Raw genomic sequence first — 24,554 nt, 5'->3', positions numbered from 1 at the left:
CAGGGGGACCCATGGCGCACGCCGCCGACAGCCACGACGTCATCCGCGTGCAGGGCGCGCGCGTCAACAACCTGCGCGACGTCTCCCTCGACATCCCCAAGCGCCGGCTGACCGTCTTCACGGGCGTGTCGGGCTCGGGCAAGAGCTCGCTGGTGTTCGACACAATCGCGGCCGAGAGCCAGCGCCTCATCAACGAGACCTACTCGGCCTTCGTCCAGGGCTTCATGCCGACCCTCGACCGGCCCGACGTCGACCTGCTCGACGGGCTGACCACGGCGATCGTCGTCGGCCAGGAGCGGCTGGCGCCGAACATCCGCTCCACCGTGGGCACGGTGACGGACGCCAACGCCCTGCTGCGCATCCTGTTCAGCAAGCTGGCCACCCCGCACATCGGCTCGCCGCAGGCCTTCTCGTTCAACGTGCCCTCGGTCACCGGCGGCGGTGCCATCAAGGTCGACAAGGGCGCCGGCGCGACGAAGGTCGTGAAGCAGTTCACCGTGGTCGGGGGCATGTGCCCGCGCTGCGAGGGCACCGGCAGCATCAAGGACATCGACCTCGACGAGCTCTACGACGCCTCGAAGTCGCTGAGTGAGAACCCCTTCAAGATCCCGGGCTACTCGATGGACGGGTGGTACGGCCGCATCTTCGCCGGCTCGGGCTTCTTCGACGTGGACAAGCCGATCGCCGACTACACCCAGCGCGAGCTCCACGACCTGCTCCACAAGGAGCCGACCAAGATCAAGGTCGAGGGCATCAACCTGACCTACGAGGGCCTGATCCCGAAGATCAGCAAGTCGATGCTCGCCAAGGACCCCGAGGCCATGCAGCCCCACGTCCGGGCGTTCGTCGAGCGCGCCGTCGTGTTCGGCACCTGTCCCGACTGCGACGGCACCCGGCTGGCCGAGGGCGCCCGCACCGCGAAGCTGGCCGGCATCACGATCGCCGACGCCTGCGCGATGCAGGTCTCCGACCTCGCCGAGTGGGTGCGCGGCCTCGACGAGCCCTCCGCCGCGCCGTTGCTGGCCGGCCTGGGCCACCTCCTCGACTCCTTCGTCGCCATCGGCCTGGGCTACCTCTCCCTGGCCCGGCCCTCGGGCTCGCTCTCGGGCGGCGAGGCGCAGCGCCTCAAGATGATCCGCCACCTCGGCTCGTCCCTGACCGACGTCACCTACGTCTTCGACGAGCCCACGGTCGGGCTCCACCCCCACGACATCGACAAGATGAACGAGCTGCTCCTCCAGCTGCGTGACAAGGGCAACACGGTGCTCGTCGTGGAGCACAAGCCCGAGGTGATGGCGATCGCCGACCACGTCGTCGACCTGGGCCCGCGCGCCGGCTCCCACGGCGGCGAGGTCGTCTTCGAGGGCGACCTGGCCGGGCTGAGGGCGTCCGACACCCTGACCGGACGCCACCTCGACGACCGCGCCTCGCTCAAGCCCGAGGTCCGGACGCCGACGGGCCACCTGCCCATCCGCGGCGCGTCCGAGAACAACCTGCAGGACGTGGACGTCGACGTCCCCACCGGGGTGCTGGTCGTGGTCACCGGCGTGGCGGGGTCGGGCAAGAGCTCGCTCATCCACGGTTCGCTGGGTAGGCGCGACGACGTGGTCACCGTCGACCAGGGCGCGATCAAGGGGTCACGCCGCTCCAACCCGGCCACCTACACCGGCCTGCTGGAGCCCATCCGCAAGGCCTTCGCCAAGGCCAACGGGGTCAAGCCCGCCCTGTTCAGCGCCAACTCCGAGGGCGCCTGCCCGACGTGCAACGGCGCCGGCCAGGTGTTCACCGAACTCGGGTTCATGGAGACCGTCGCCTCGACCTGCGAGGAGTGCGAGGGCAAGGGCTTCCGGCCCGAGGTGCTGGAGTTCACCCTCGGCGGGCGGAACATTCGCGAGGTGCTCGACATGCCCGTCGACGAGGCCGTCTCGTTCTTCGCCGAGGGCGAGGCCAAGCTGCCCGCCGCCCACACGATCCTGAAGCGGATGGCCGACGTCGGCCTGGGCTACGTGCACATCGGGCAGCCGCTGAACACGCTGTCGGGCGGCGAACGCCAGCGGCTGAAGCTGGCCACGCACATGGGGGAGAAGGGCGGCACCTACATCCTCGACGAGCCGACCTCGGGCCTGCACCTGGCCGACGTGGACCAGCTCCTGGGCCTGCTGGACGCCCTCGTCGACGCCGGCAAGAACGTGATCGTGATCGAGCACCACCAGGCCGTCATGGCGCACGCCGACTGGGTCATCGACCTCGGTCCGGGTGCGGGCCACGACGGCGGCCGGGTCGTGTTCGAGGGCACGCCCGCCCAGCTGGTCGCCGACGGCTCGACCCTCACCGCCCAGCACCTGGCCCGCTACGTGGGAGCCTAGGCGGCCACCAGCCCACGGCGCTGCAGGACGTCGTCGCTGCGCTCGGCGACCATCGCCTCGAGCACGGCGAGGGCGTCCTCCTCGTCGGAGCGCACGGCGATGGCGACCTCGGCCACGAGGGGCGCGACGCCCTCCTGCAGGAGGTCCTTCTCGGCCAGCGAGAGCCCACGTTCGTCACGGCGACGGATGAGTTCACGGACGACGGCGGCGATACGGAGGGGGTCACCGGTCGCGAGCTCGATGCGCTGCCCCTTCACACGACGCGCCCACTGGGGCTCGGCCGGGGGCGACTCGGCGCAGAGCACGGTCGTGAGGTCGGCGAGCTGGGCGGCACAGGCCACGGTACGGATGCCGACCTCGGCGAGGCTGGCCAGGGGGACGCTCACCGCCATCGCGTTCGCCGTGACCACCAGGTCCACGTAGTCGATGCGCCGACCCTTCACCGTGCGGGTCACGAGCCCTCGGACCTCGGCGGGCCCATGGTGCGGATGGATGACGGTCTGGCCCACGGTGAACTGCACGGCTCCCTCTCACTACGTCGTTCGGTGGTCCGATTCTATCGAACGTGCGTGCGATGGTTGCCGTTGGTTGCCACCGTCACCGCAGGCGTTGCGCCAACCGGCTCATCCGGCGAGCGGGGTTCGCGACGGCCTCGGCGACGGCCTCGGGGTCACCCAGGAGCAGCACCGAGGACCGCGCGCGGGACACCGCCGTGTACAGCAGTTCGCGGGTCAGCAACGGCGAACCCGGGGGCGGGAGGACCACCGAGACGTCGTCGAACTGGCTGCCCTGCGCCTTGTGGACGGTCATCGCGTGCACCGAGGTGAGCCCGTCGAGCAGGAAGGGCGAGAACGACTTCGGGACCCCGCCCGGGGCGAACCAGGCCTGGGGCCGGTCTTCGTCGACCAGCACGACGCCGGTGTCGCCGTTGTAGAGGCCGAACTCGGGCCGGTTGGCGGTCACCATCACCGGACGCCCCGCGTGGAACTCGCCGTCCACCGAGTAGCCCGGCACACCCTCGACGAGCCAGGACTGGACCTGCCGCGTCCAGTGCGCCACCCCGAACGGGCCACGCCGGTGGCCGCACAGGAGGCGGTGGGCGTCCAGGGCGGCCAAGGCCCCGTCCGGGCGCCCCGCGGCGGCCGCCTCGAACACGCGGCCGCCCGAGGCGACCACCCGCTCGCGGAGCGAGGTCGCCCCCTCGGCCACCCCGGCGAGGCGCACCGAGGGATCCGGCCCTGTCAGGACGGCCAGCGCGGCGTCGGCGTCCCCGGTGCGGATCGCGGTGGCCAGGTCGGCGATCGCCCCGGTGAACCGGTAGTTGCGCACCAGCCGGGCCACGATGCCCGCGGCCGCGGGGGCGCGGGTGATGTCGGCGAGCACGCTGCCGGCGTCGACGGAGGACAGCTGGTCGGGGTCGCCGACCATCACGAGGCGGGCCGAGGGCTTGAGGGCCTCCAGCAGCCGGCTCATCATCACCATCGAGACCATGGACATCTCGTCGACGACCACGACGTCGTGCGGCAGCGGGTTGTCGGCGTGGTGCCGGAACCGGGTCATCGAGCCGGGGCGCTTGCCGAGGAGTGCGTGCAGGGTCAGCGCCGTCAGCGAGCCGTCGCCCAGCGACTCGGTCATGCGGGCCGCCGCCTTGCCGGTCGGGGCGGCGAGCGCGACGAGGGCGTCGGGGTGTTCGGCGCGCAGCCGGTCGATGATCCGGCGGATCGTGTAGGTCTTGCCCACCCCCGGCCCGCCGGCGATGACGGTCACGGGGCTGGTCAGTGCGAGGTCCACCGCCGCGTCCTGGCCCTCGGGCTCGCCGGTGTGCGGGGCCGAGCCCAGGCGCGCCAGCAGGGCCCGGCGCACGGACTCCTGGTCGGCGAAGTGCCGCTCCAGGTACAGGGCCCCGTCGACGAGCCGGAGCGGACTCTCGCCCGCGGGGCCGTCACCCACGGTGACGGCCGGGCTGGCCTGCAGCGCGGCCTCCCACCCCGGCTGGTCGGGCCACCAGTCGTCGGGGATGGTGACCTCCTCCTCGCCGAGGTCGAGTTCGCGGATGCGGTCCAGCTCCACGCAGATCGATCCCGAGCGCAGTGCGCGGACGGTGAGCGCCAGCGCGAGCTGGACGCGCTGGTCCTTCTCGCCGAACAGGTGGCCGAGTTGCTGGGCGGGGTGGACGTCGGCCCAGGTCAGGGCGCCGGCCCGGTTGAAGTCGGCCAGCAGGCCGGTCGCGCTGACGGCGACGTGGGACTCGGTCATGCGGCACCTCCGGCCAGCAGGCGGGACGTGGCCAGGACGAGCGCCGTGGGCGGGCGCCACGCGAACACGCCGAGGGGGGAGCCGTCGACCACGGGGGTGTCGGGCCCGGCCATGCCGCGCACGAACAGGTAGAGCACGCCCGCGAGGTGGCGCTCGGGGTGGTATCCGGCCATGCGCAGGCGCAGGAACCGGTGCAGGGCGACGCAGTACAGCAGCGCCTGCAGCGGGTAGTGGCTGGCCATCATGGCCTCGGCCATGGCGGCGGGCGTGTAGTGGCCCAGCGTCAGCTCCTCCTCGACCCCGGCGAGCCGGTTGGTCTTGTAGTCCACGACGAGGAAGCCGGTCGTGTCCTCGCCCTCGCGCAGCCGCAGGACCGAGTCCACCGACCCCGTCAGGAAGCCGTGGAGCACCTGGTCGGCCAGGCCCGGGTGGTCGAGGCGGGCTGCGTACCCCGCGAGCGGGTCGTCGGCCGGCAGGTGCTCGGCGAGCAGGGCGGCGACGTCGGCCAGCGTGGCGGCGGGGTTGTCGAGGGCGAACTCGAAGTCCATCTCGGACAGGCGGTCGGCGGGGCCGAAGCTGCGCAGGGTGCGGCCCGGTGCCAGGACCCCCAAGGGGGTGGTCAGCGAGGGCTCGAGCGCGGACGCCAGCGCCGCGGCCTCGACGTCGCCCAGTGGCCAGCGGCGCAGGGCCTCGGCCACCGCGTCGGACAGGGCCGCGCGCCAGTCGTCGCCCGTGGCGTCGGTGTGCTCGTAGATGGCGTGGACCAGCGTGCCGAACGCGGCGCCGGCGGGGAGGCCGGCCATCGGGGAGGGCTGCGCCCAGGTCGGGTCGGCGTCCACCTCGAGGTCGGTGACGAGTTCGTCGGCCACCAGCGGCGAGTCGACGACCGGGGCGAACTCGTGGGCGGCCGCGGTCAGCCCCGAGTAGGAGGTGCGCCGCCAGTCGCGGTCGATGGTCCGGGTCCACGGCCGGGCCCGGAGCTCATCGGGGGCGGGGAGCACGGCGGCGTACCCCGACCCGGCCGGGGCTGCGGACTGGTCCACCCGGACGCAGGCGACCTGGGACCCGGCGAGCCAGGCCAGCCCCACGGGGGAGCCGCCGCCGGGCAGCTCGCGGGTGGGGTAGCTCAGCGCGGGGCGGGCCGGGGACCCCGGGTCGTGTGTCGCGTGGAGCAGCCGGTGGAGGGGGGATGCCGCGGTGTCCCAGTGGTGGGCCCACCACGCGACCACCCGCGACTGGGCGCGGGTCAGCCCGACGTACAGCGAGCGCAACGACTCGTCGGCCTCCTCGGTCCGCCACCGCTCCCAGCGGTCGGAACGGGCCGGCGTCCGGCGCCCCGCCACGTCGAGCAGCCGACCGTCGCCGCGGGGGAGCACCAGCTGGCGCCCGGTGTCGCGGTCGGCCTCGCGCTGGTGGCTGACCTCGGGCAGCAGGACGACCGGCCACTGCAGGCCCTTGGCGCGGTGCACGGTCATGACCTGCACGGCGTCGGCGTCGGTGTCGCGCCGGCGGGTGCTGTCGCCCCCGCCCAGCGACGCCCCCTCACGCTCGCCCACCAGCCACGCGACCAGCTCGCGCGCCCGGCCCGCGCCGGACCCGGACCCGTGGTGGTGCAGCAGCTCGGCGAGGTGCCGGTGGTCGGTGACCAGCCGCTCCCCGTCGGGGCGGGAGAGCAGCCGGGCCCGGAAGTCGGTGTCGGCGTCGAACGCGGCGAACAGCGCCGGGACGCCGTGGCGCTCCAGCACCCGGGCCCAGGTGTGCACGAGGAGGGTCCAGCGCTCGACGGCACGCTCGTCGGCCGAGGCGAGCTCGGCCACGGTGGCCCCGACGAAGTCGGTCAGGAAGGCCCGGCGCAGGTACGGGCGCCGGGGCTGGTCGAGGGCCCGCAGCAGGGTCAGCCAGTCGCCGGCGGCCGCGGTGGCGAGCACGCTGTTGGACCCGTTGAAGGTCGCCGGCACGCCCGCCGCGGCGAGCGCCGTCGCCAGCTCCTGCCCGCGCTCGTTCGACCGGACCAGGACGGCGATGTCGGACGGGGCGAGGCCGCCGCCGGGCCGGCGCAGGGGCGCGGAGGGGCTGAGCAGGTCGCCGACGACCGCCACGAGGTCACGGGTGATGGCGTTGCGGGCGGTCGCCGGGTGGACGGCCTTCTCGGCCTCGACGGCGCGCACCTGGACGCCCTTCTCCCACGGCGTCCCGGTGGCGCCGACGAGGCGCGCCCGCCGCGCGGTCGCCACGGGTGGCACCCCGATGTCGGCGCCGAGCCGGACCCCGTCGAACAGGGTCGCCACGCCCTCCACGACCTCGGGGTCGGAGCGGTGGTTGACCCCCAGCGTCGTGCGGGCGTCGGCGGCACCCACCGCCAGCGCGTAGGTGTGCACGTCGCCGCCGCGGAAGCCGTAGATCGCCTGCTTGGGGTCGCCGATGAGCACGAGCGTGCCCACCCCCGAGAACGCCTGCCGCAGCACGCTCCACTGGGTGGGGTCGGTGTCCTGGAACTCGTCCACCAGCACCACGGGGAACCGCGCCGCCAGCCGGGCCCGGGCCTGCGCGCCCGTGGCGGGGTCGGACAGCGCCTGGTCCAGCCGGGTCAGCTGGTCGTCGAAGGAGAACAGCCGCCGCTCGGCCTTCCGCCGCTCGACCTCGTGGCGCACCGACTCGGCGAACGCGACCCGCGCGCCGGCCGGCCCGGGGGAGCCCGCGCCGACGAGGTCCGCGACCTCGCTGACGGCCTGGCGGGCGATCTCCTGCGCGCCGGGGTCGGCGTCCCACTGCTTGCCGAACGGGAAGGGTGCGCCGTGGGGCTCGTCGGCGAACATGCGGACGTACACGTCCTCGGCGGCCTCGTCGGCCAGCCCGCGCAGGTCCTCGACGAGCGACGACTGGGGGGTCTGGGGGGCCAGGATTCCCAGCCCGGCGAGCATGCCGTGGCAGAACTCGTGGGTGGTCATGATGGCGGCGCGGTCGAAGCGCGCGAACGCGGTGGCGAGCCGGTCGGCCCGCCGCGCGACCTCGTCGGCGGGTGCGTCGGCCAGGTGCGCCGCCACCGCCTCGAGGGGCCGGACGCCCCCGGCTGCGGCCCGCAGCGCCTCGGCGGTGTCCCGGATGCGCTCGCGGACGCGCGAGCGCAGCTCGGCCGTCGCCGCCCGGGAGAAGGTGATCAGCAGCAGGTGGTCGACCTCGGCCGCCCCCTCCGCGAGGTAGCGGGCGGCCAGGGCGGCGATGGCGAAGGTCTTGCCGGTGCCCGCCGACGCTTCGAGCACGGTGGTGCCCGACGGCAGGGGGCCGGTGAGGTCGAACAGCGTCGGGTTCACGGCGTCGCCTTCCTGATCGGCTCCCACACCCGCATCGCGAGCGCACCGAGCTGGGTGTCCTCCGCGGGGTGGCCCCACGGGTCGTCGGCCTCGCGGCGCAGGGCCCACGGCGTCCGGTCGCCGGGGAACCAGAGCTTCCACACCTCGTCGCGGTCCCACCGCCACAGCTTTTCCAGCTGCTCGGTCGTGTCCTTGGGGTCGCGGCCGCGGGCCCGGTCCTCGACCCAGAACTGGGCGACGCGCGGGGGCAGCGGCAGCACGCGCTCGGTCGCGTGGCCCGCCAGCACGACGAGGTCGGCCAGGAACGCCCGCGCAAGATCGGCCGGTGGCGCCACCAGGCGCTGGGTACCGCGCCCCCCGACCAGCACGGCGTCGGTGCGCTGGCCGAGCTGGACCGTCAGCGCCAGCAGCCGCACCCAGGCCTCGCCCAGGTGCCGGGGGCCGACGCTGCCGTAGTGGGACTCGGCGAGCACCCCACCGCGCAGCGCGAACCGCCCGGTGAGGCGCACCCCGTCGACGTCGAGGTCGACGACCTGCACCTCGGGCGGGGCGTCGGCGACCGCCAGGAAGTCGCGGTGCACGCGGCCGGCCTTGGCCGCGATGCCGCGGATGGCCTCCGCCCCGAGGTTGCGCGGCGGCAGGCCGCCGCTGAGCCACTGGGCGGTGGTCACGGCGTCCAGCGTGTGCCCGGCACGGAGGGCGCCGAGCATCGCGTCCCCGACCTGCCAGGCCTCGAGGTGGCCCAGCTCGAGCGGGATGGAATCGGCGGGCGGTTCGTCGTCGCCCAGCGTGAGGTCGGCCCGCTCCTTGAGCAGGAACCGGCCCGGGTGCTTGAGCAGGGCGGCGAGACGGTCGACGCCCAGCTCGGTGAGGGGGGTGGTGCGGTGCAGGTGGCCGACGGCCCACCGCTCGGGAGCCGGGGTGCGCTCGGCGACGAGGGCGCGCGCCCCGTCCAGGGCGGTGACGTCGAAGGAGGACGGGGCGTCGCCGAAGTTCGTCCAGGCGAAGCCCTGCAGGGAGGCCCGGCGCACGGCCGCCTCCCCGCCCACGGCCTCGATCAGCTCCTGCACCCCTGCCGGCGGGTGGTGGGGCTCGGGCGTCAGCGACGACTGGCCCTGGTAGACCACCACGAGGTGGTCGCGCGCGGCGAGCAGCGCGTCCAGCACGGCCTGGCGGTCGTCGGCCCCGGGGTCGGGGTCGCCGGGGGCGGGATCGCGGGCGAGCAGGTCGTCGCCGTCGCCCAGCCCGCGCCGGGGGAAGCTGCGCTCGTCGAGCCCGACGAGGCAGACGACGCGGTGGGGGACCCGGGCCAGGGCCTCGAGGGAGCACACCACGAGGGCGCCGCTGCCGAACGCCGGGCGGACGCCCCGCTCGGCGAAGGCGTCGGTGAGCAGCGCGAGCGCGTCGGCCGGGGCGAGCCGGGCGCCACTGGCCGCGCCGCGCGCCTCGATGGACTCGAGCACCGCCCAGACCTGGGACAGCTGCCACCCCTCGGCGAACGGCACGTCGGCCATCAGCTCGACGGCGTCGCGCAGGCGGGCGACCCACTCGGCGACCGTGCCGTCGCCCGACAGGGTGCGGACCAGGCGCGACACCCGGCTGACCAGCTCGGCCAGCGCCCCCACGAGGCCGGTGTCGGTCGAGGACACGTCGTCGACGGTCGCCACCACGCCCACGCTGGCGAGGTGGTCGTCGCTGAACGCCTCGCCCAGCACGAGCCGCTGGACGCCCAGCTGCCAGGTGTTCTGCTGCACGTCGCGCAGGCCGAAGCGGGCGCGGTGCTCGGGGTTGATGCCCCACCGGATCGCCGACGCCGCCACGAGCTCCTCCAGCCGCTCGAGCTGGTCGGGGCCCAACCCGAACCGGCGCGCGACGAAGGGGTGCGCCGCCAGGTCGAGCAGCTGGGACGCCGTCGCCCGGCTCGCGCCGAGGGTCAGCAGGTCGCGCAGCAGCGAGAACAGCTGGTTCGCGCCCGCCGCGTCGGCCCCCACGACCTGGAGCCGCAACCCGGTCGCGGGGTGCCGCCAGGCGCGGGCGGTGCCACCCGGGTCGGTGAAGGCCGCCGCCAGGTGGGGGGCCAGCGCCGCGGGGTCGGGGCAGGCCACCACCACGTCGCGGGGTTCGAGCGTCGGGTCGTCGGCGAACAGGCCGGTCAGCACCTCGCGGAGCACCTCGACCTGGCGGCCGGCCGCGTGGCTGGCGTGCACCTGGACCGTGCCGTCGTCGACGGGCTCGGGGACGGGGACGCCGGCCAGCACCGAGGCCTGCAGACGGCCCAGCGCGGTGGCCCGGGGCGCGTGGTCGTCGTGGACCTCGACGACGGGGGAGAGCGCCGACCACTGCGCCTGCGCCTCGCGGGCCGCGCGGCCCAGGCTGCTGCCCAAGGCGTTCGCGGGCGCCTCCGGCCCGGAGGCGGGCAGCCAGACGTGGACGGGCACCCGGGTGGCCAGGGCCGCCAGCAGCGCCCGCTGCACGGGCGTGGAGCGGCGCGGGGCGAACACGTGCACGGCGGGCCACGGCACCGGCACGCGGCCGGCCGCGATCGCGGCGGCCAGGCCGGCCCGGCGGGCGACCGGGTCCTCCCCGGTCGCGTGGTCGTGCAGGGCGGACCAGAGCCGGACCTGCCAGCCGTCGAAGCCCAGGGCCGCCGCCTCGGCCTCGGGGTCGGACGACCAGGCGGCCAGCATCGCGGGCCGGTGGTCGGCGTAGCGGCGCAGCAGCCTGCTGACCCGCAGGGCGTTGGCGTAGCGCTGGTCGTTGGCAGCCAGGTGGGCCGCCAGGGGCTCCAGCCCCGGGGACCCGGCGCCGACGGCGGCGAGGACCGCCCACACGAGGCGCTCGGCCTCCCACCCGTCGACCGCCCCCTCGCCGGTGAGCAACCGCTCGAGGGCGCCCACCCGGTGGACGTCGAAACCGGCGAACACGCCCTCGCCGTCGGCGGCGCTCGCGCGGGCCACCTGCTGGCCGAGCCAGCGCTGCACCCCCGCGCCCGGGACGAGCAGGAGGGGGCGGGCGAAGGGGTCGCCCTCGCTGGCCGAGGCCGCCACGAAGGCCCGGGCCAGGGTGCCCAGGTCGCCGGCGGTGTGGAGGCGCATCTCGTTCATCGCAGATCACCCTAGAGGGCGGCCCCGACAATTCCCCGCGGCCCGAGAACAGAACGGACACCGTGAGGATTGAAACTTCGACCAACGATGCGAGAGGACCCCTCCATGACGCCCGCCGCGACCGCGACCCGCAACGCGACCGACCTGCCCATCGCCCCCCTCCGGGCGCAGCGGTGGAGCCCGCGCGGGTTCGACGCCGACCACGTCATCAACAGCGACGAGCTGGCCTGCATCGTGGAGGCCGCCCGCTGGGCGCCGTCCGCGGGCAACACCCAGCCGTGGGCGTTCGCCGCCGCGCGCCGCGGCACCGAGGCGTTCGCCGCCATCCACGCGACGCTGGCCGGGTTCAACCAGGTCTGGACGCCCGCGGCGTCCGCCCTGCTGGTCTTCGCCGTCGTGCCCGAGCGTGCCGGCCGGATGACCGCGTTCACCGCCTACGACCTGGGCCAGGCGGCCGCCCACGCGACCGCGCAGGTGGAGCACCTGGGCCTCAACGCCCACCAGATGGGCGGCTTCGACGCGGACGCCCTCCGCACGGCCCTCGACCTGCCGGAGGGCGTCCGGCCCCTGGTGGTCATGGCCGTGGGCCGCCACGACGACTCCGACGCGGTCGCGCCCCAGGTGCGCGAGCGGGACGCCGCGGCCCGCAGCCGCCTGCCGCTGGCCGAGGTGCTGCTCGTCGCGCAGTGAGTGTCGGCGGGGCCGCCTAGAGTGCTGGGCGTGACCGCCGATCCCGACCGCATCCTCGAAGGACTCGACCCCGAGCAACGCCGTGCCGCCACGGCGCTGGAGGGGCCGGTCGTCGTCCTCGCGGGTGCCGGTACCGGCAAGACGCGCGCCATGACCCACCGCATCGCCTACGGCGTCGCGACCGGAACCTTCGACCCCACCGCCGTCCTCGCGCTCACCTTCACGACGCGCGCGGCCGGCGAACTGCGCGAGCGCCTGCGCGCGCTGGGGGTGGGCCGGGTGCAGGCGCGCACGTTCCACTCGGCGGCGCTGCGCCAGGCCCAGTACTTCTGGCCGCGCGCCTACGGCACCGAGCTGCCCCCGGTGGCCGACAACCGGCTGGGCCTGGTCGCCGACGCGCTGCGGCGGGACCGGTTGCAGCCCGACACCGGGCTCCTGCGCGACGTCGCGGGCGAGATCAGCTGGGCGAAGGTCAGCAACGTGGCGCCGGGGGAGTACGCGGCGCTCGCCACCGGTCGTGGGCGCGCCGTGAACGGCGTCGCGCCCGACCAGGTGGGCCGGGTGCTGGCCCACTACGAGGCGGTCAAGGCCGCACGTGGCGTGATCGACTTCGACGACATCCTGCTGTGCACTGCGGGCCTGCTGGCCGACGACGCCGACGTCGCGGGCGAGGTGCGCCGCACCTACCGGCACTTCGTCGTCGACGAGTATCAGGACGTCAGCCCCCTCCAGCAGGCGCTGCTCGACCTGTGGCGGGGCCCGTCGGAGGAGATCTGCGTGGTCGGCGACCCCGCCCAGACCATCCACTCCTTCGCCGGGGCGCAGGCGTCCTTCCTGACCGGCTTCACCCGCCGCCACCCCGACGCGACCGTGGTCGAGCTGGTCCGGGACTACCGCTCGACCCCGCAGGTCGTCGCCCTCGCCAATGCCGTGGTGCGCGGCCACGGGCCCGGCGTCGAACTGCGGGCCCAGCGGCCCGACGGCCCCGACCCGGCGTTCGCCGCCGCCGCGAGCGAGGCGGCCGAGGCCGGCGACGTCGCGGCCTGGCTGCGGGCCCGGCACAGCGCCGGGACGCCGTGGCACGAGATGGCGGTGCTGTACCGCATCCACGCCCAGTCGCCCGCGCTGGAGGCCGCGCTGGCCGACGCCGCGATCCCGTTCACCACCCGGGGCAGCGAGGGCTTCTTCGAGCGCGCCGAGGTGCGCGCCGCCCTGCGCGCGCTCGCGGCCACCGCCAAGGCCGGGCCCGACGAGCCGCCCGGGCAGGCGCTGCGGGCCGCGCTGGCCGGCCTCGGCTTCACCGACGAGCCCCCCGCCGGGCAGGGCACGGCGCGGGAGCGCTGGGAGTCCTGGTCCGCCCTGGCCGGGCTGGGCGACGAGTTCGCCCGCACCCACCCCGAGGCCGACGTGGCGGGCCTCGTCGACGAGCTCGAGACCCGTGCGCGGGCCCAGCACGCGCCCACCGGGCAGGGCGTCACCCTGTCCACCCTGCACGCGGCCAAGGGCCTGGAGTGGGACGCCGTGGCGATCATCGGCGCGCACGAGGGGAGCCTGCCCTTCGTCCTGGCCACGTCGCCCGAGCAGGTCGCCGAGGAACGACGCCTGTTCTACGTCGGGGTGACCCGCGCCCGCGAGCACCTGCGGGTCTCGTGGTCGGTCACCCGCAACGGCGGGGGCCAGCGGCGGCGGCAGAGCCGCTTCCTGGACGGGATCGTGGCGGACGCGGCCCCCGCGGCGACGGCGTCCCGGGGTGGCCGGAAGCGGGGCACGACCTCGGCGCTCTCGCAGACCTGCCGGGTGTGTGGCCGTGGCCTGACCACGGGCGCCGAGCGCAAGCTGCGCCGGCACGCCGACTGCGAGGCGACCTACGACGAGGCGACGTGGGAGGCGCTGCGCGCCTGGCGCAAGGCCGAGGCCGACGCTGCGAGCATGCCCGCCTTCGTGGTCTTCACCGACGCGACGCTGATGGCGATCGCCGAGCAGATGCCGGGCGACCTCGCGGCGCTGGGCACGATCAGTGGCGTGGGCCGTACCAAGCTCGAGCGTTACGGCGCCGGGGTGCTGGCCGTGCTGGCCGAGCACCGCTGACGGGCCCTACGCGGCGGCGAGCACGCACCCGCAGTCGGGGTGGCGCGGCCAGCGGCGCGCCCCCAGCGCGCCGGTGTGGGCGTCCAGTTCCAGGGTCGTCCCGCCCGTCTCGGGGACCTGGCCGGAGCGCCAGCACGCCACCTGCGCGGCAGCCATCGCGGCCGCCCAGGCCGCCTGCCGGGGTGCGGGGAGGTGCTCGCTGCGGCACAGCTGGGCCAGCAGGTGCGGCCAGCCGGGGTCCAGCTCCCGCCGGACGAGGTCGGAGCAGTGGACGCACGCGGTCCGTCCCGGGACGACGAAGGGGCCGACCACCGCGCGCTCCGGTTCCGCGCGCACGACCAGGTGGGGGATGCCCGCGGCCGTGAGGTCCCGGGTGAGCACCCGGTCGGGCTCCACCGTCGCCGTGCATACGACGACGAGGCCCACCGCGTCGGTGGCGGCCCGGGTGCCGGTGCGGACGGCCATCCCCTCGCCGGCCAGGAGCTCGGCGACGCGCTCGGCCAGCGGCCCGGTGCCGAGCACCGTCGCGGTGCCGGCGTTACCGGCGGGCTCGGGCGCGAGGAGCCCGCGGTCGAGGAGGGCACCCAGGACGCGGTCCAGGTCCTCACGGGGGACCAGCGGCACCAGGCGCGACACCTCGAGCGGGGTGCGGGGGGAGCGGAAGGCGCGCAGGGCGGCGTCCGTGCCGGCGGGGACGTCGGCCAGGACCAGGCCGTCCTCGCAGTCGAGGCCGAGTTGGAGGCGCCCGTCGGGGCGCCAGAGGACGCACAGGGGGCGGGTGAGGGTCAGGCGTGGGGTGGGCACGCGCACCAGCGTGCCGCAGCGGGGGCGTCGGGGGGAGGGACCACGGAGGACGGACAACAATCGGACAACACCGTCCCGTCCGGGGACGGACGAGGGGCGCCGGTAATGATCCCGACGCCCCTCGTGGCTGTCTGCCGAGGACTCAGGCCTTCGGCAGGAAGCGGGTGAGGTTGGTGCCGCACTCGGGGCACTTCGCCTTGGCAATGCGGGTGCCCTTCTCGTTGACAGAGACGGCGCCCTCGGCCTCGCGGTGGTCCTTGCACTTCACGCAGTAGAACTTGCCGCTGTAGGTGTCGTTCGACACGGGTTTCCTCCTGGCTGTTCGGTTCCCCACCGGACTCCCGCTGGGACTGACCCTGCCAAGCATAGGCGAAACGCCCACAGGGACCGCGCAGCGACAAGGCAAGACCCCCGGGCGTGTCGGACGCCTGCCTTCCCCTGCGGGCATCCGACCCCTTCCCGGGGGTCCTGCGCACAACCTACTGGCCGCCGACGCGCGGGGTCAAACATGCGTCCTACGCTGTGAACCATGGCCCAGGAGGACTACGAGGTGCGCACCTCGACGCGGCGGACGCGGACCATGACCGCGTTCCGGGAGGGCGGCAGGCTGGTCGTCGTGGTGCCCGACCACATGACCGCCCGGCAACGCCGTGACCTCGTGCCGGGGCTCGTGGCCCGCTTCCTGGCCAAGGAGGCGCGCAACCGCCCGCCGCGGGCCGACGACGAGCTCACCGCCCGCGCCAAGGACCTGTACCGCACGCACATCGCCCCGCACGCGTCGGGGCCCGAGCCGGCCATCGGGGTGCGCTGGGTGTCGAACATGTCCCAGCGTTGGGGGTCGTGCACGATCGCCACGGGGGAGATCCGGATCAGCGACCGGCTGCGCACGCTGCCGACCTGGGTGGTCGACTACGTCCTGTTGCACGAGGTCGCGCACCTGGAGGAGCGGGAGCACAGCGCCCGGTTCTGGCAGCTGGTCAACGCGCACCCGTCGTCGTCGCGGGCGCGCGGCTTCCTCGAGGGCGTGGACTTCGCCGCCCGCAACCCGGCCTGAGTCAGTCGGCCCGGGGCCCCTCGCCGCCGCGCTCCTCCTCGATCAGGCGCGCCAGCGCCGCGTCGAGGTCGTCCAGCTCGGCCGCGGTCTGCTCGGCCACGTGGCCGTGGGCGGCGAAGCCGAGCGGGTCGTCCAGGTCGGCGCCGGTGGGCACGAGATCGGGGTGGCTCCACACGGCGTCCCGCTCGTCGACGCCCTTGGCGCTGCGCACGGCGGCCCACACGTTCGCCGCGTCGCGGACGCGGCGGGGGCGCAACTCGAGGTTGAGCAGGGTCTTGAGCGCGCTCTCGGACGCCCCGGCGCTCGCACGGCGGCGGCGCACCATCTCCAGCAGCGCGTCGGCGCTCGGCATCAGGTTCGCGGTGGCCTGCGAGACCACGTCGTCGACCCAGCCCTCCACGTTGGCGACCAGCGTCTCGAGGCGGCCCAGGATCTCGACCTGCTCCTCCGACAGCGCCGGCTGGAAGATGCGCCCGGCCATCTGCTGGCCGAACTCCTCCATCTTCTCGGGGGTCAGCCCGCCCTGCATCTGGGCCTCCATGGCCTCCTCGAACGCCGAGGGGTCGATGCTGATGCCGCGCGCGTAGTGCTCGATGAGCGCCAGCATCTGGGGGCCCAGCCAGGCCACGTTGGCGAAGAGCCGCTGGCGTGCGGCCTCGCGCAGGGCCAGGTAGAGGCGGACGTCGGCGAGCGGCACGTCCAGCCCCTCGGCGAAGTGGGAGATGTTGGTCGGCAGCAGCGCGACCACGGGCTTCGGGGTCAGCGGGAAGCCGAGGTCGGAGCCCGAGAGCACCTCGGTCGCGAGGCGTCCGATGCCCTGGCCGACCTGGGCCGACAGCATGCCGGCGGCGGCCATGCGCATCATGGGCTCCATCATCTGCACCATGGCGGCGGCCTCGGGCTCGGCCCGCTGCAGCAGCGACCCGACCGCGGCGGCCAGCGAGTTGGAGACGCTGCCGGCCAGCTGCTCCCACGTGCCGATCGTGGCCTCGACCCACTCGGCGCGGCTCCAGGTGGCCGCCGAGGCCGACGTGCGGCCGAACGAGGTGTGCTCGTCCAGCCACAGTTCCGCCAGCCCGACCGTGTCGCGGATCGCGACCGCCTCGGACGCCGCGGGCGACGGGTCCGGCCCCGAGGACGCCGTCACCTTGCGGGCGATGTCCTTGATGAGCGTCCAGTTGAGCCCGTCGCCGGTCCCGGTGCCGGCCGCCGACATCTGGCGGCTGAACTGCTGCATCGCCTGCTGCAGGGGACCCATCAGCTGGTTGAGGTCGAAGGTGCCGTCCGGGCCGGGCGTGATGCCGAACTGCCGGAGGAACTCCTCCATCGGGTTCGGCTGGTCCTCGGCTGCCATGGTCTGACTCCCTTCCTCGACGCCCCCATTGTGGTGCATCGGGCAAGGGGGGGCGTCCGGACCGCACGGTAGGATCGCCCGCATGACCAGACAGACGTGGACGGCCGCCGTGTCCGCGTTGCTGTTCGTCATCGCCGCGGCCATCATCGCCATGACGCCGGTGCCGTTCGTGACGTACTCCCCGGGGGCGACCCACGAGCTCCTGTCCCCGTCCGGCGGCGAGCCCGTGATCGCGGTCGAGGGCCTCGACACCTTCGAGTCCGCCGGGCAGATGCTGGTCCCCACCGTGAGCATCACGAGGGCCGACGCGCCGGTCAGCCTCCCCGAGGTCCTGTACGCGCACTGGGCCCCCGACCGCGAGGTCTACCCCCGCGAGTACGTCTACCCCGCCCGGACGAACGCCACCGACGTGCGCAACCGCGAGGCCCAGCAGATGGCCACCTCGCGGGCGGACGCCGCGGCCGCGGCCCTGCGCGCCGCCGGCATCTCGGTGGAGCAGATCCCCATGGTCCAGTCGGTGGCCAGCACCGGCCCGGCGGCGGACAAACTGTTCCCCGGCGACTTCGTGGTCGCGATCGACGACACGCCGACGCCGACGGTCGCGGCCGTGCGCGAGGCGATCGAGAAGCGCGGGATCGGCCAGTCGGTGATGTTCACCGTGCGCCGCGACCGCACCGAGCGGGTCGTCGCGATCGACACGGCGGCGTCCAAGACCCAGGCCGGCGTCCCGGTCTGGGGCGGCAACCTGGTCATGGGCTACTCCTACGCCCCGCGTATCGACATCCGCCTCGACCCGGCACTCGGCGGCTCGAGCGCGGGCCTGATGATGGCGCTGGCGGTCTTCGAGCGCGTCACGCCCGGCGACATGGCGGGGGACCGCGTCGTGGCCGGCACCGGTGCCATCGACGGCGCCGGGACGGTCACCGCGGTCGCCGGCATCCGTGAGAAGCTGGCCAGCGCCGAGCGCGCGCAGGCTGACGTGTTCCTCGTGCCCGACGCGAACTGCAGCGACCTGGCCGGCGTGCAGTCCCGCGTCCGCGTCGTCAGCGTGGGCACGCTCGAGGACGCGATCGCCTCGCTCGACCTGCTGAACGACCCGGCCAACGAACACCTCGTGAAGGGATGTGCATGACCGACGACGCCCTGGTGGCAGCCCTGATGGAGATCGAGCGCCACGTGTCCCACGGGGGGTGGGACCAGCCGGCGCGGCTGTTCGCCCTCGTGCTGACCGCCGAGCTGGTGGCCGCCGAGCCGTCGCTGGCCGAGCAGGTCGCCCGGGTCGACGACCTCCCCGACGGTGCGCTGAGTTCCATCGAGCAGGACGGCTTCCGCACCGGCGCCGACCTGGTCGATGACCTGGACCGCATCACGTGGCCGGCGACCGTGCACGGCTGCGCGCTGGCCGTCGAACGACTGTTCGTCCCCCCGCACCTGGAGGCCGACATCCCGGACGACCCCGAGGCCGCGGCGTCCTTCGTCGCCGAGCACCCCGAGCGCCGTGACGTCCGCGTCGTGGTGGGGGTCACCCGGGCGGGCACGCGCTACGGCGTGGCACGCCTGCGCAGCAACCCCGAAGACCTCCTGGCCGCGGACGACCTCGTCCCCGGTCTGGGCGACGCCCTCGCCCGCACCCTGTCCGCCTGATCCCCACAGAGGAGCCCGCCGTCGTGCAAGCCCCCGCCTCCCCCCGCCGCAGCCCCCTCGTGGTCACTGCGGTCATCCTGGCCGCCGTGCTCGGAGCGTTCCTGCTGTTCTCGGGGATCTGGACCGAGAAGCTCTGGTTCGACTCGATCGGGTTCACCGGCGTGTTCTGGACCCAGCTGGTCACCCGCGCCGTGCTCTTCCTGGTGGGTGCCCTGGTCGTCGGCGGCCTGCTGTGGGTGAACATGGCCCTGGCGTTCCGCAGCCGGCCCCAGCACCGCCGCACGGGCGCCTCCGCCGTCCTCGACCGCTACCGTGACCTGCTCGAGCAGAACGCCCTGGCCGCCCTGGCGCTGCCCGCGGGTGTGTTCGGCTTCATGGCGGGGCTGTCGACCGCGACCCAGACCCTGCCGGTCCTGGGCTGGCTCAACCGGCAGACATCGGGGGTGACCGACCCCACGTTCGGGCTGGACACGACGTTCTTCATGCTCGAGTACCCGGTGTGGCGCCTGGCGGCGTCCCTGCTGATGAGCGGGCTGGTGTTCTCCTTCGTGGCCGCGGCCGCGGTCCACTTCGCCGTCGGCAACCTCGGGGCCGGTCGGGAGCCGGGCCGGCGCGCGACGCGTCCGGCGCTGGTGCACCTGTCGGTGCTCGGCGCGGCCGTGCTCGCGCTCTACGGCCTGCAGAACCTGCTCGACCGCTACGCGCTGGTCCTCGACCAGGGCACGCTGTTCACCGGCCTGCACTACACCGACGACCAGGCGCGGATGAACGCCAAGCTCGTCATCGCGATCATCGCGTTCATCGTCGCGGTGCTGTTCGTCGTGAACATCTTCTGGCAGCGGACGGTCGTGCCCGGCGCGGGCGTGGTGCTCATGGTGGTGTCGAGCCTGATCCTGTCGGCGATCTACCCGATGATCGTCCAGACCCTGCAGGTGCGCCCCAACGAGCCCGACCGCGAGAACGACTACATCGCCATGCACCTCGAGGCGACCAAGCAGGCCTACGGCATCGAGGGCACCGACATCACCGAGTACGAGGCGGTGACGCAGGTCTCGCCCGGCCAGCTGGCCGAGGACGCCGCGGCCCTGCCCGGCATCCGCCTGATGGACCCGCAGGTGATCGGCCCGACGTTCGACCAGCTCCAGCAGGTGCGCGGCTACTACGCGTTCCCCGAGATCCTCGACATCGACCGCTACATGATCGACGAGCAGATGACCGACGTCGTGATCGCGGCCCGCGAGCTGAACCAGGCCAACATCCCCGACCCCAACTGGAACAACATCCACACCGTGTACACCCACGGCCACGGGTTCGTGTCGGCCTACGGCAACCGCCGCCAGGGCAACGGCGAGCCGGTCTGGATCACCCGCGACATCCCGCCGGTGGGCAAGATCGAGGAGGGCCAGTCGCGCATCTACTTCGGTGAGCAGTCCGACAACTTCGCCATCGTCGGGCGCGCCGAGGGCCAGCAGCCGATCGAGCTCGACTCGCCCGGTGGCGCCGAGGGCGGCGGCGAGCAGTACAACGAGTACGACGGCACCGGCGGCGTCCCCATGGGCGACCTGTGGCACCGCCTGCTGTACGCCACCCGCTTCGCCGACATCAACATCCTGCTTTCGGAGCGGGTCAACGAGAACTCGCGCATCCTGTACGACCGCACGCCCAAGCAGCGCGTCGAGAAGGTCGCGCCGTGGCTGACCGTCGACAACAACCTGTACCCGGCGATCGTCGACGGCCGCCTGGTGTGGATCGTGGACGCCTACACGACGTCCGCGACGTACCCCAACAGCCAGCGGGTGCTGCTGCGCGACGCCACCTCGACCACGCAGACGACCGTGCTCGGCGCCCAGCTCGACCAGCCGATCAACTACATGCGCAACTCGGTCAAGGCCGTGGTCGACGCCTACGACGGCACCGTCAAGCTCTACCAGTGGGACGAGGAGGACCCGCTGGTCCGCACGTGGGCCGCCAGCTTCCCCGGCACGGTCACCCCGCGCAGCGAGATCAGCGACGACCTGCTGGCGCACCTGCGCTACCCCGAGGACCTGTTCAAGGTGCAGCGCGAGCTGCTCGGCCGCTACCACGTCGACCACCCGCGCGTCTGGTACGGCGGCACCGACATGTGGCAGGTGCCGGTCGACCCGGTGCAGCAGAACGAGCGGCTGAAGGAGCCGACGTACTACCTGTCGATCAAGTGGCCCACCGACGACGAGCCCGTGTTCAGCCAGACCGCCGTGTTCGTCCCCCAGAACCGCGCCAACCTGGCCAGCTACCTGGCGGTCAACGCCGACGCCTCCAGCGACAAGTACGGCGAGCTGCGCATCCTGCGGATGTCCGACACCCAGCAGATCGACGGGCCCGGCCAGACGCAGAACGCGATCACGCAGAACCCCGAGGTCGCGGCCAAGCTGCTGCCGTACACGCAGACGCGCGGGTCGGCGTCCATCAAGTTCGGCAACCTGCTGACCCTGCCGATGGGCAACGGCCTGCTCTACGTCGAGCCGATCTACACCGAGCGGACCGGCAGTGCCGGCGCCTACCCGGCCCTCACGTTCGTCGTGGTGCGCTTCGGTGAGCACGTCGGCATCGGCAACACGCTGCAGGAGGCGCTCGACCTGGTGTTCCGCGGCGACGCGGGGGCCGAGACGGGCGAGCTGCCGGTCGGCTCGGGTGCGACCCCGCCGCCGACGACGGGGGAGACCCCGGCGCCCACCGAGACGCCCGCCCCCGGCCAGGCGCCCACGGGCGTGGTCGACGAGGCGGCGGCCGTGGCGGCGATGCAGCGGGCCGAGACGGCGTTCACGGACGCCGAGGCGGCCCTGCGCGCGGGCAACCTCGCCGAGTACCAGGCCAAGACCAACGAGGCCAAGGCGGCGCTCGAGGAGGCCATCCGGGCGATGGGCCGCTAGGCCCGCGCCGGGGTGGGCCGGCTCAGATCCACGCCCCGGCGGGCACCACCGTCGGCTCCCACCCGGCGTCGCGCAGGGGCTGCTCGAGGGCGCCCGCGTCGCCGACGACCACCAGCGACCCGGCGTGCACGTCCACGAGGCGCGCGGCGGCCTCGGTCGCGGTGTCGGGGGTGACCGCGCGGTAGGCGTCCAGCTGGCGGCCGACGTGGTCGGCGTCCAGGCCGGCCGCGATCAGGCTCAGGACCCCGAGGGTGACCCCCGGCGCCGTCGCGTACCGGAGCGGGCTCGTCCCGACCAGGTAGTCGCGGGCACGCGCCACCTCGTCGGCGGTGATCGGCTCGGCCGCCACGTCCAGGAGCTGCGGCATCAGGGCGAGCGCCTCGCCGACGACCTCGTTGCGGAACGAGCCGTGCGTGGAGGTGTACCCGCCGTGGCGGAGCGGGGAGTTGACGAGGCTGACCCCGTAGCTGAACCCCTTCTCCTCGCGCAGCACGCGGTTGAGCCGGCTGAGGTAGGCCCCGCCGAGGGCGTTGGCGGCGACCTGCAGGTTCGCCCAGTCGGCGTGGGCGCGGTCGAGCGTGAACCAGCCCCAGCGGATGTCGGCCTGGACCGACCCCGGCCGGTCGATCAGCCACGCCGCGGGGGCACGGCCGGTCGGCACCTCGTGCCGGGCGGCTGACTGGTCGGGGTTGTCCCAGGACCCGAAGCTGGACGCCACGCAGTCGAGGACGCCGTGGTCGAAGTCGCCGGAGATCACGAGGACCGACCCGCGCGGCCCGTGCGTGGCGGCGTGGTGGGCGCGCACGTCGGCACCGGTGACGGCCTGGAGGCTGCCCGGCATGCCCTGCTTGCCCCGGGAGGCGCGGAAGGCCGGGTCGATGAGGGCGCGGCGCAGCGCGTGGTTGGCCCGGCCCGCACCCGTCGCGAGCTGCTGCTCGAGCTGGGCGGCGTGGAGGAGGCGGTGCCGCTCGACGTCGGCGTCGGCGAGCTGGGGCTGCGTGATCGCCTCGGCCAGGAGCGCCATCGCCTCGGGCAGGCGTGCCCCCGGGACGTCGACCAGCACGTGCGCGTGGCTCTGGCCGACGGCGGCGTCCAGCACCGCCCCGCAGGACTCGACGGCCTCGGTGAAGCTCGTCCCGGGGTGGTCGTGGGTGCCCTCGCTCAGGGTGGACGCCGTGAGCAGCGCCACGCCTTCGAGGTCCTCCGGCTCGCTGGTGAGCGGGACGTCCAGCATGAGGCCGGCCGAGACCACGTACTGGCCGGGCAGGTCGTGGACGATGACGCGCAGACCGTTGTCGAGGGTGAAGCGCTGGCTGCTGGGGAACGACCAGGGCCCGGGCGGGGTGGTCGTCGGGCGGGTCGGCATCGTCACCATTGGTCGGGTCCCATCGGTCCGCGGCGGTACTCCAGCACGGCGCGCTGGTCGGGGCGCAGCCAGGCGCGCGCGGCGTCCCGCACCTCGGCCGCGGTCACGGCCGTGTACTCGACGATGCGGCGGTTCACCCGCCCCGGGTCGCCGAACATCGTGGCGTGCGCGCTGAACAGGTCGGCGCGCGACTCCAGGCGGGCGCACTCGCCCAGCCACTCGCGCTCGAACTGGATGTGGGCCCGCTGCAGTTCGGCGTCGGTCGGCCCGTCGGCGCAGAGCCGCTCGACCTCGTCGCACAGGGCCTGCTCGATCGCGGCGAGGTCGGCGCCGTCGAGCGCGCGGGTGTACGCCAGGGACAGCGAGTTGCCCCAGGCCAGGGGGATGGCCGACGAGCCGGCCCCCGAACAGGTCCCGTCCTCGCGGACGAGGCGTCGGTAGAGCCGCGACGTCTCGCTGCCGCCGAGCACCGTGAGCGCGATGTCCACCGCGTCGGCGAGCCGGGAGCCGCGGGCGGGCGTGCGCCACTGGAGGTACAGCATGTCGGCCGGGACGGGCGCCGTCGCGACCCGACGCGGGACGCCGGCGTGCGGCGGCAGCGGGCTCACCCGGGCGCGGGCCGGGACACCGCGGGTGGGGAGGTGCCCGAAGAGGGCCCGGGCCTTGGCCAGCCCGTCCTCGGCGGTGACGTCGCCGACCAGCGTGAGCACGGCGTTGGCGGGGGAGTACCAGCGGGTGAAGAAGGCGTGGGTGTCGTCGAGCGAGGCGGCGTCCAGGTCGGCCATCGAGCCGATGACCGTGTGCCCGTACGGGTGCTCGGGCGGGAACGCCAGGGCCAGCACGTGGTCGATGGTGTCGCCGTAGGGGGCGTTGTCGTAGCGCTGGCGCTTCTCCTCCTTGACCACCTCGCGCTGGGTGTCGAGGTTCTCCTGGGTCAGGGCGGGCAGGAGGTTGGCCATCCGGTCGGCCTCGAGCCACAGGGCCAGGTCCAGCACGCCGGTCGGCACGGCCTCGAAGTAGTTGGTGCGGTCGAACCACGTGGTCGCGTTGCCGGTGGCCCCGGAGGCCTGCAGGGTGTTGAAGTGCTCGCCGCTGGCGACGTTCTCCGAGCCCTGGAACATGACGTGCTCGAACAGGTGCGCCAGGCCGGTGCGCCCGGGCTGCTCGTCGCGCGAACCCACGTCGTACCAGAGGTTCACCGCGACGAAGGGGACCGCGTGGTCGGGGCTGACCACCACCCGTAGGCCGTTCTCGAGGGTGTGCTCGTGGATCGGGTACCCGAGGGGAACGGCGGTGGTCACCGGGCCAGTCAAGCACATGCGAAAGGGCCCGGATCAGATCCGGGCCCTTCGTGAGTCGTAGCGGGGAGGGGATTTGAACCCCTGACCTCTAGGTTATGAGCCTAGCGAGCTACCGAGCTGCTCCACCCCGCGTTGGTTGCTCGGACCACTTTAGCCCAACCACCGGGGAAGGCCAAATCGGCGACGACACTCACACATAGTCCCCGCGTAGCAGGGTGCTGTGCCTCACAGACTTTCCCCGCGTGAGGGGGTGGGGCCGGCCACGATGGGGTGTGCGGCTTGAGGAGAAGTTGTCGATGAAGGCCAG

General features: G+C 74.1%; 16 protein-coding genes and 1 tRNA gene. 7 read left to right on the top strand and 10 right to left on the bottom strand.

Annotation, left to right across the window (positions count from 1 at the left end; translation table 11 throughout):
- Positions 1 to 11: 11 nt before the first annotated feature.
- Entirely contained in the window at positions 12 to 2,366 is a 2,355-nt protein-coding gene (locus H5397_RS12200; RefSeq protein ID WP_182817749.1) for an excinuclease ABC subunit UvrA, read from the top strand.
- On the opposite strand, the gene H5397_RS12195 is transcribed toward H5397_RS12200, so the two are convergent.
- The 4 genes from H5397_RS12195 to H5397_RS12180 all read right to left on the bottom strand — a co-directional run bounded on the left by H5397_RS12195 (position 2,363) and on the right by H5397_RS12180 (position 11,037).
- Positions 2,363 to 2,887, bottom strand: coding sequence for a CarD family transcriptional regulator (locus H5397_RS12195; RefSeq protein WP_182817747.1), 525 nt, complete (start codon positions 2,885 to 2,887; stop codon positions 2,363 to 2,365). The genes H5397_RS12200 and H5397_RS12195 overlap by 4 nt on opposite strands.
- A 76-nt stretch (positions 2,888 to 2,963) precedes the next feature.
- On the bottom strand, positions 2,964 to 4,622 hold the full coding sequence (gene recD / locus H5397_RS12190) for an exodeoxyribonuclease V subunit alpha (protein ID WP_182817746.1): 1,659 nt from the start codon (positions 4,620 to 4,622) through the stop codon (positions 2,964 to 2,966).
- Positions 4,619 to 7,933, bottom strand: a complete 3,315-nt coding sequence (locus H5397_RS12185; protein WP_182817745.1) for a UvrD-helicase domain-containing protein — start codon at positions 7,931 to 7,933, stop codon at positions 4,619 to 4,621. Before H5397_RS12185 ends, recD begins: the two co-directional genes overlap by 4 nt.
- A complete protein-coding gene (locus tag H5397_RS12180) occupies positions 7,930 to 11,037 on the bottom strand; it encodes an exodeoxyribonuclease V subunit gamma (RefSeq protein ID WP_182817743.1) in 3,108 nt (1,035 codons plus the stop codon). The genes H5397_RS12185 and H5397_RS12180 overlap by 4 nt, the downstream gene beginning before the upstream one ends.
- 105 nt (positions 11,038 to 11,142) lie before the next feature.
- Between H5397_RS12180 and H5397_RS12175 the strand changes: the two genes are divergently transcribed.
- Together H5397_RS12175 and H5397_RS12170 are read left to right on the top strand one after the other, a co-directional pair.
- Complete coding sequence (locus H5397_RS12175; RefSeq protein ID WP_182817742.1) at positions 11,143 to 11,727, top strand: nitroreductase family protein; 585 nt, start codon at positions 11,143 to 11,145, stop codon at positions 11,725 to 11,727.
- A 30-nt stretch (positions 11,728 to 11,757) separates the two neighbouring features.
- On the top strand, positions 11,758 to 13,815 hold the full coding sequence (locus H5397_RS12170) for an ATP-dependent DNA helicase UvrD2 (protein WP_309224359.1): 2,058 nt from the start codon (positions 11,758 to 11,760) through the stop codon (positions 13,813 to 13,815).
- 6 nt (positions 13,816 to 13,821) lie between these two features.
- Here the strand turns inward: H5397_RS12170 and H5397_RS12165 are convergent, their stop codons facing one another.
- A complete protein-coding gene (locus tag H5397_RS12165; RefSeq protein ID WP_182817741.1) occupies positions 13,822 to 14,619 on the bottom strand; it encodes a hypothetical protein in 798 nt (265 codons plus the stop codon).
- Between the two features lie 142 nt (positions 14,620 to 14,761).
- Complete coding sequence (locus H5397_RS12160) at positions 14,762 to 14,923, bottom strand: DUF5679 domain-containing protein (RefSeq protein ID WP_165490092.1); 162 nt, start codon at positions 14,921 to 14,923, stop codon at positions 14,762 to 14,764.
- Positions 14,924 to 15,148: 225 nt separating this feature from the next.
- On the opposite strand from H5397_RS12160, the gene H5397_RS12155 reads away from it, so the two are divergent.
- On the top strand, positions 15,149 to 15,673 hold the full coding sequence (locus H5397_RS12155; protein ID WP_182817739.1) for a M48 family metallopeptidase: 525 nt from the start codon (positions 15,149 to 15,151) through the stop codon (positions 15,671 to 15,673).
- Position 15,674: 1 nt separating this feature from the next.
- On the opposite strand, the gene H5397_RS12150 is transcribed toward H5397_RS12155, so the two are convergent.
- The gene (locus H5397_RS12150; protein ID WP_182817738.1) at positions 15,675 to 17,027 is read right to left on the bottom strand and encodes a zinc-dependent metalloprotease; all 1,353 of its coding nucleotides are present in this window, start codon (positions 17,025 to 17,027) and stop codon (positions 15,675 to 15,677) included.
- Between the two features lie 82 nt (positions 17,028 to 17,109).
- Here H5397_RS12150 and H5397_RS12145 point away from each other — a divergent pair, with 82 nt between their 5' ends.
- The 3 genes from H5397_RS12145 to H5397_RS12135 are packed head-to-tail and all read left to right on the top strand — an operon-like array spanning position 17,110 to position 21,580.
- On the top strand, positions 17,110 to 18,159 hold the full coding sequence (locus H5397_RS12145) for a PDZ domain-containing protein (RefSeq protein ID WP_182817737.1): 1,050 nt from the start codon (positions 17,110 to 17,112) through the stop codon (positions 18,157 to 18,159).
- Positions 18,156 to 18,671 carry a PPA1309 family protein gene (locus H5397_RS12140; protein ID WP_375539445.1) on the top strand — a complete coding sequence of 172 codons (516 nt, stop codon included), beginning with the start codon at positions 18,156 to 18,158 and terminating at the stop codon, positions 18,669 to 18,671. The genes H5397_RS12145 and H5397_RS12140 overlap by 4 nt, the downstream gene beginning before the upstream one ends.
- A gap of 23 nt (positions 18,672 to 18,694) precedes the next feature.
- Entirely contained in the window at positions 18,695 to 21,580 is a 2,886-nt protein-coding gene (locus H5397_RS12135; RefSeq protein WP_182817734.1) for a UPF0182 family protein, read from the top strand.
- Positions 21,581 to 21,602: 22 nt separating this feature from the next.
- Here H5397_RS12135 and H5397_RS12130 read toward each other — a convergent pair whose 3' ends face one another.
- The 3 genes from H5397_RS12130 to H5397_RS12120 all read right to left on the bottom strand — a co-directional run bounded on the left by H5397_RS12130 (position 21,603) and on the right by H5397_RS12120 (position 24,379).
- Positions 21,603 to 22,946, bottom strand: coding sequence for a pitrilysin family protein (locus H5397_RS12130; RefSeq protein WP_182817733.1), 1,344 nt, complete (start codon positions 22,944 to 22,946; stop codon positions 21,603 to 21,605).
- Between the two features lie 2 nt (positions 22,947 to 22,948).
- Complete coding sequence (locus H5397_RS12125) at positions 22,949 to 24,247, bottom strand: pitrilysin family protein (protein WP_243760766.1); 1,299 nt, start codon at positions 24,245 to 24,247, stop codon at positions 22,949 to 22,951.
- A gap of 58 nt (positions 24,248 to 24,305) precedes the next feature.
- Positions 24,306 to 24,379, bottom strand: a tRNA-Met gene (locus tag H5397_RS12120).
- Positions 24,380 to 24,554: the final 175 nt, after the last annotated feature.

Source organism: Propioniciclava sp. MC1683 (genome assembly GCF_014164675.1).
Taxonomy (GTDB): domain Bacteria; phylum Actinomycetota; class Actinomycetes; order Propionibacteriales; family Propionibacteriaceae; genus Propioniciclava.
The sequence above is the reverse complement of the archived record's forward strand: the minus strand, read 5'-3'. Positions and strand labels throughout refer to the sequence as shown.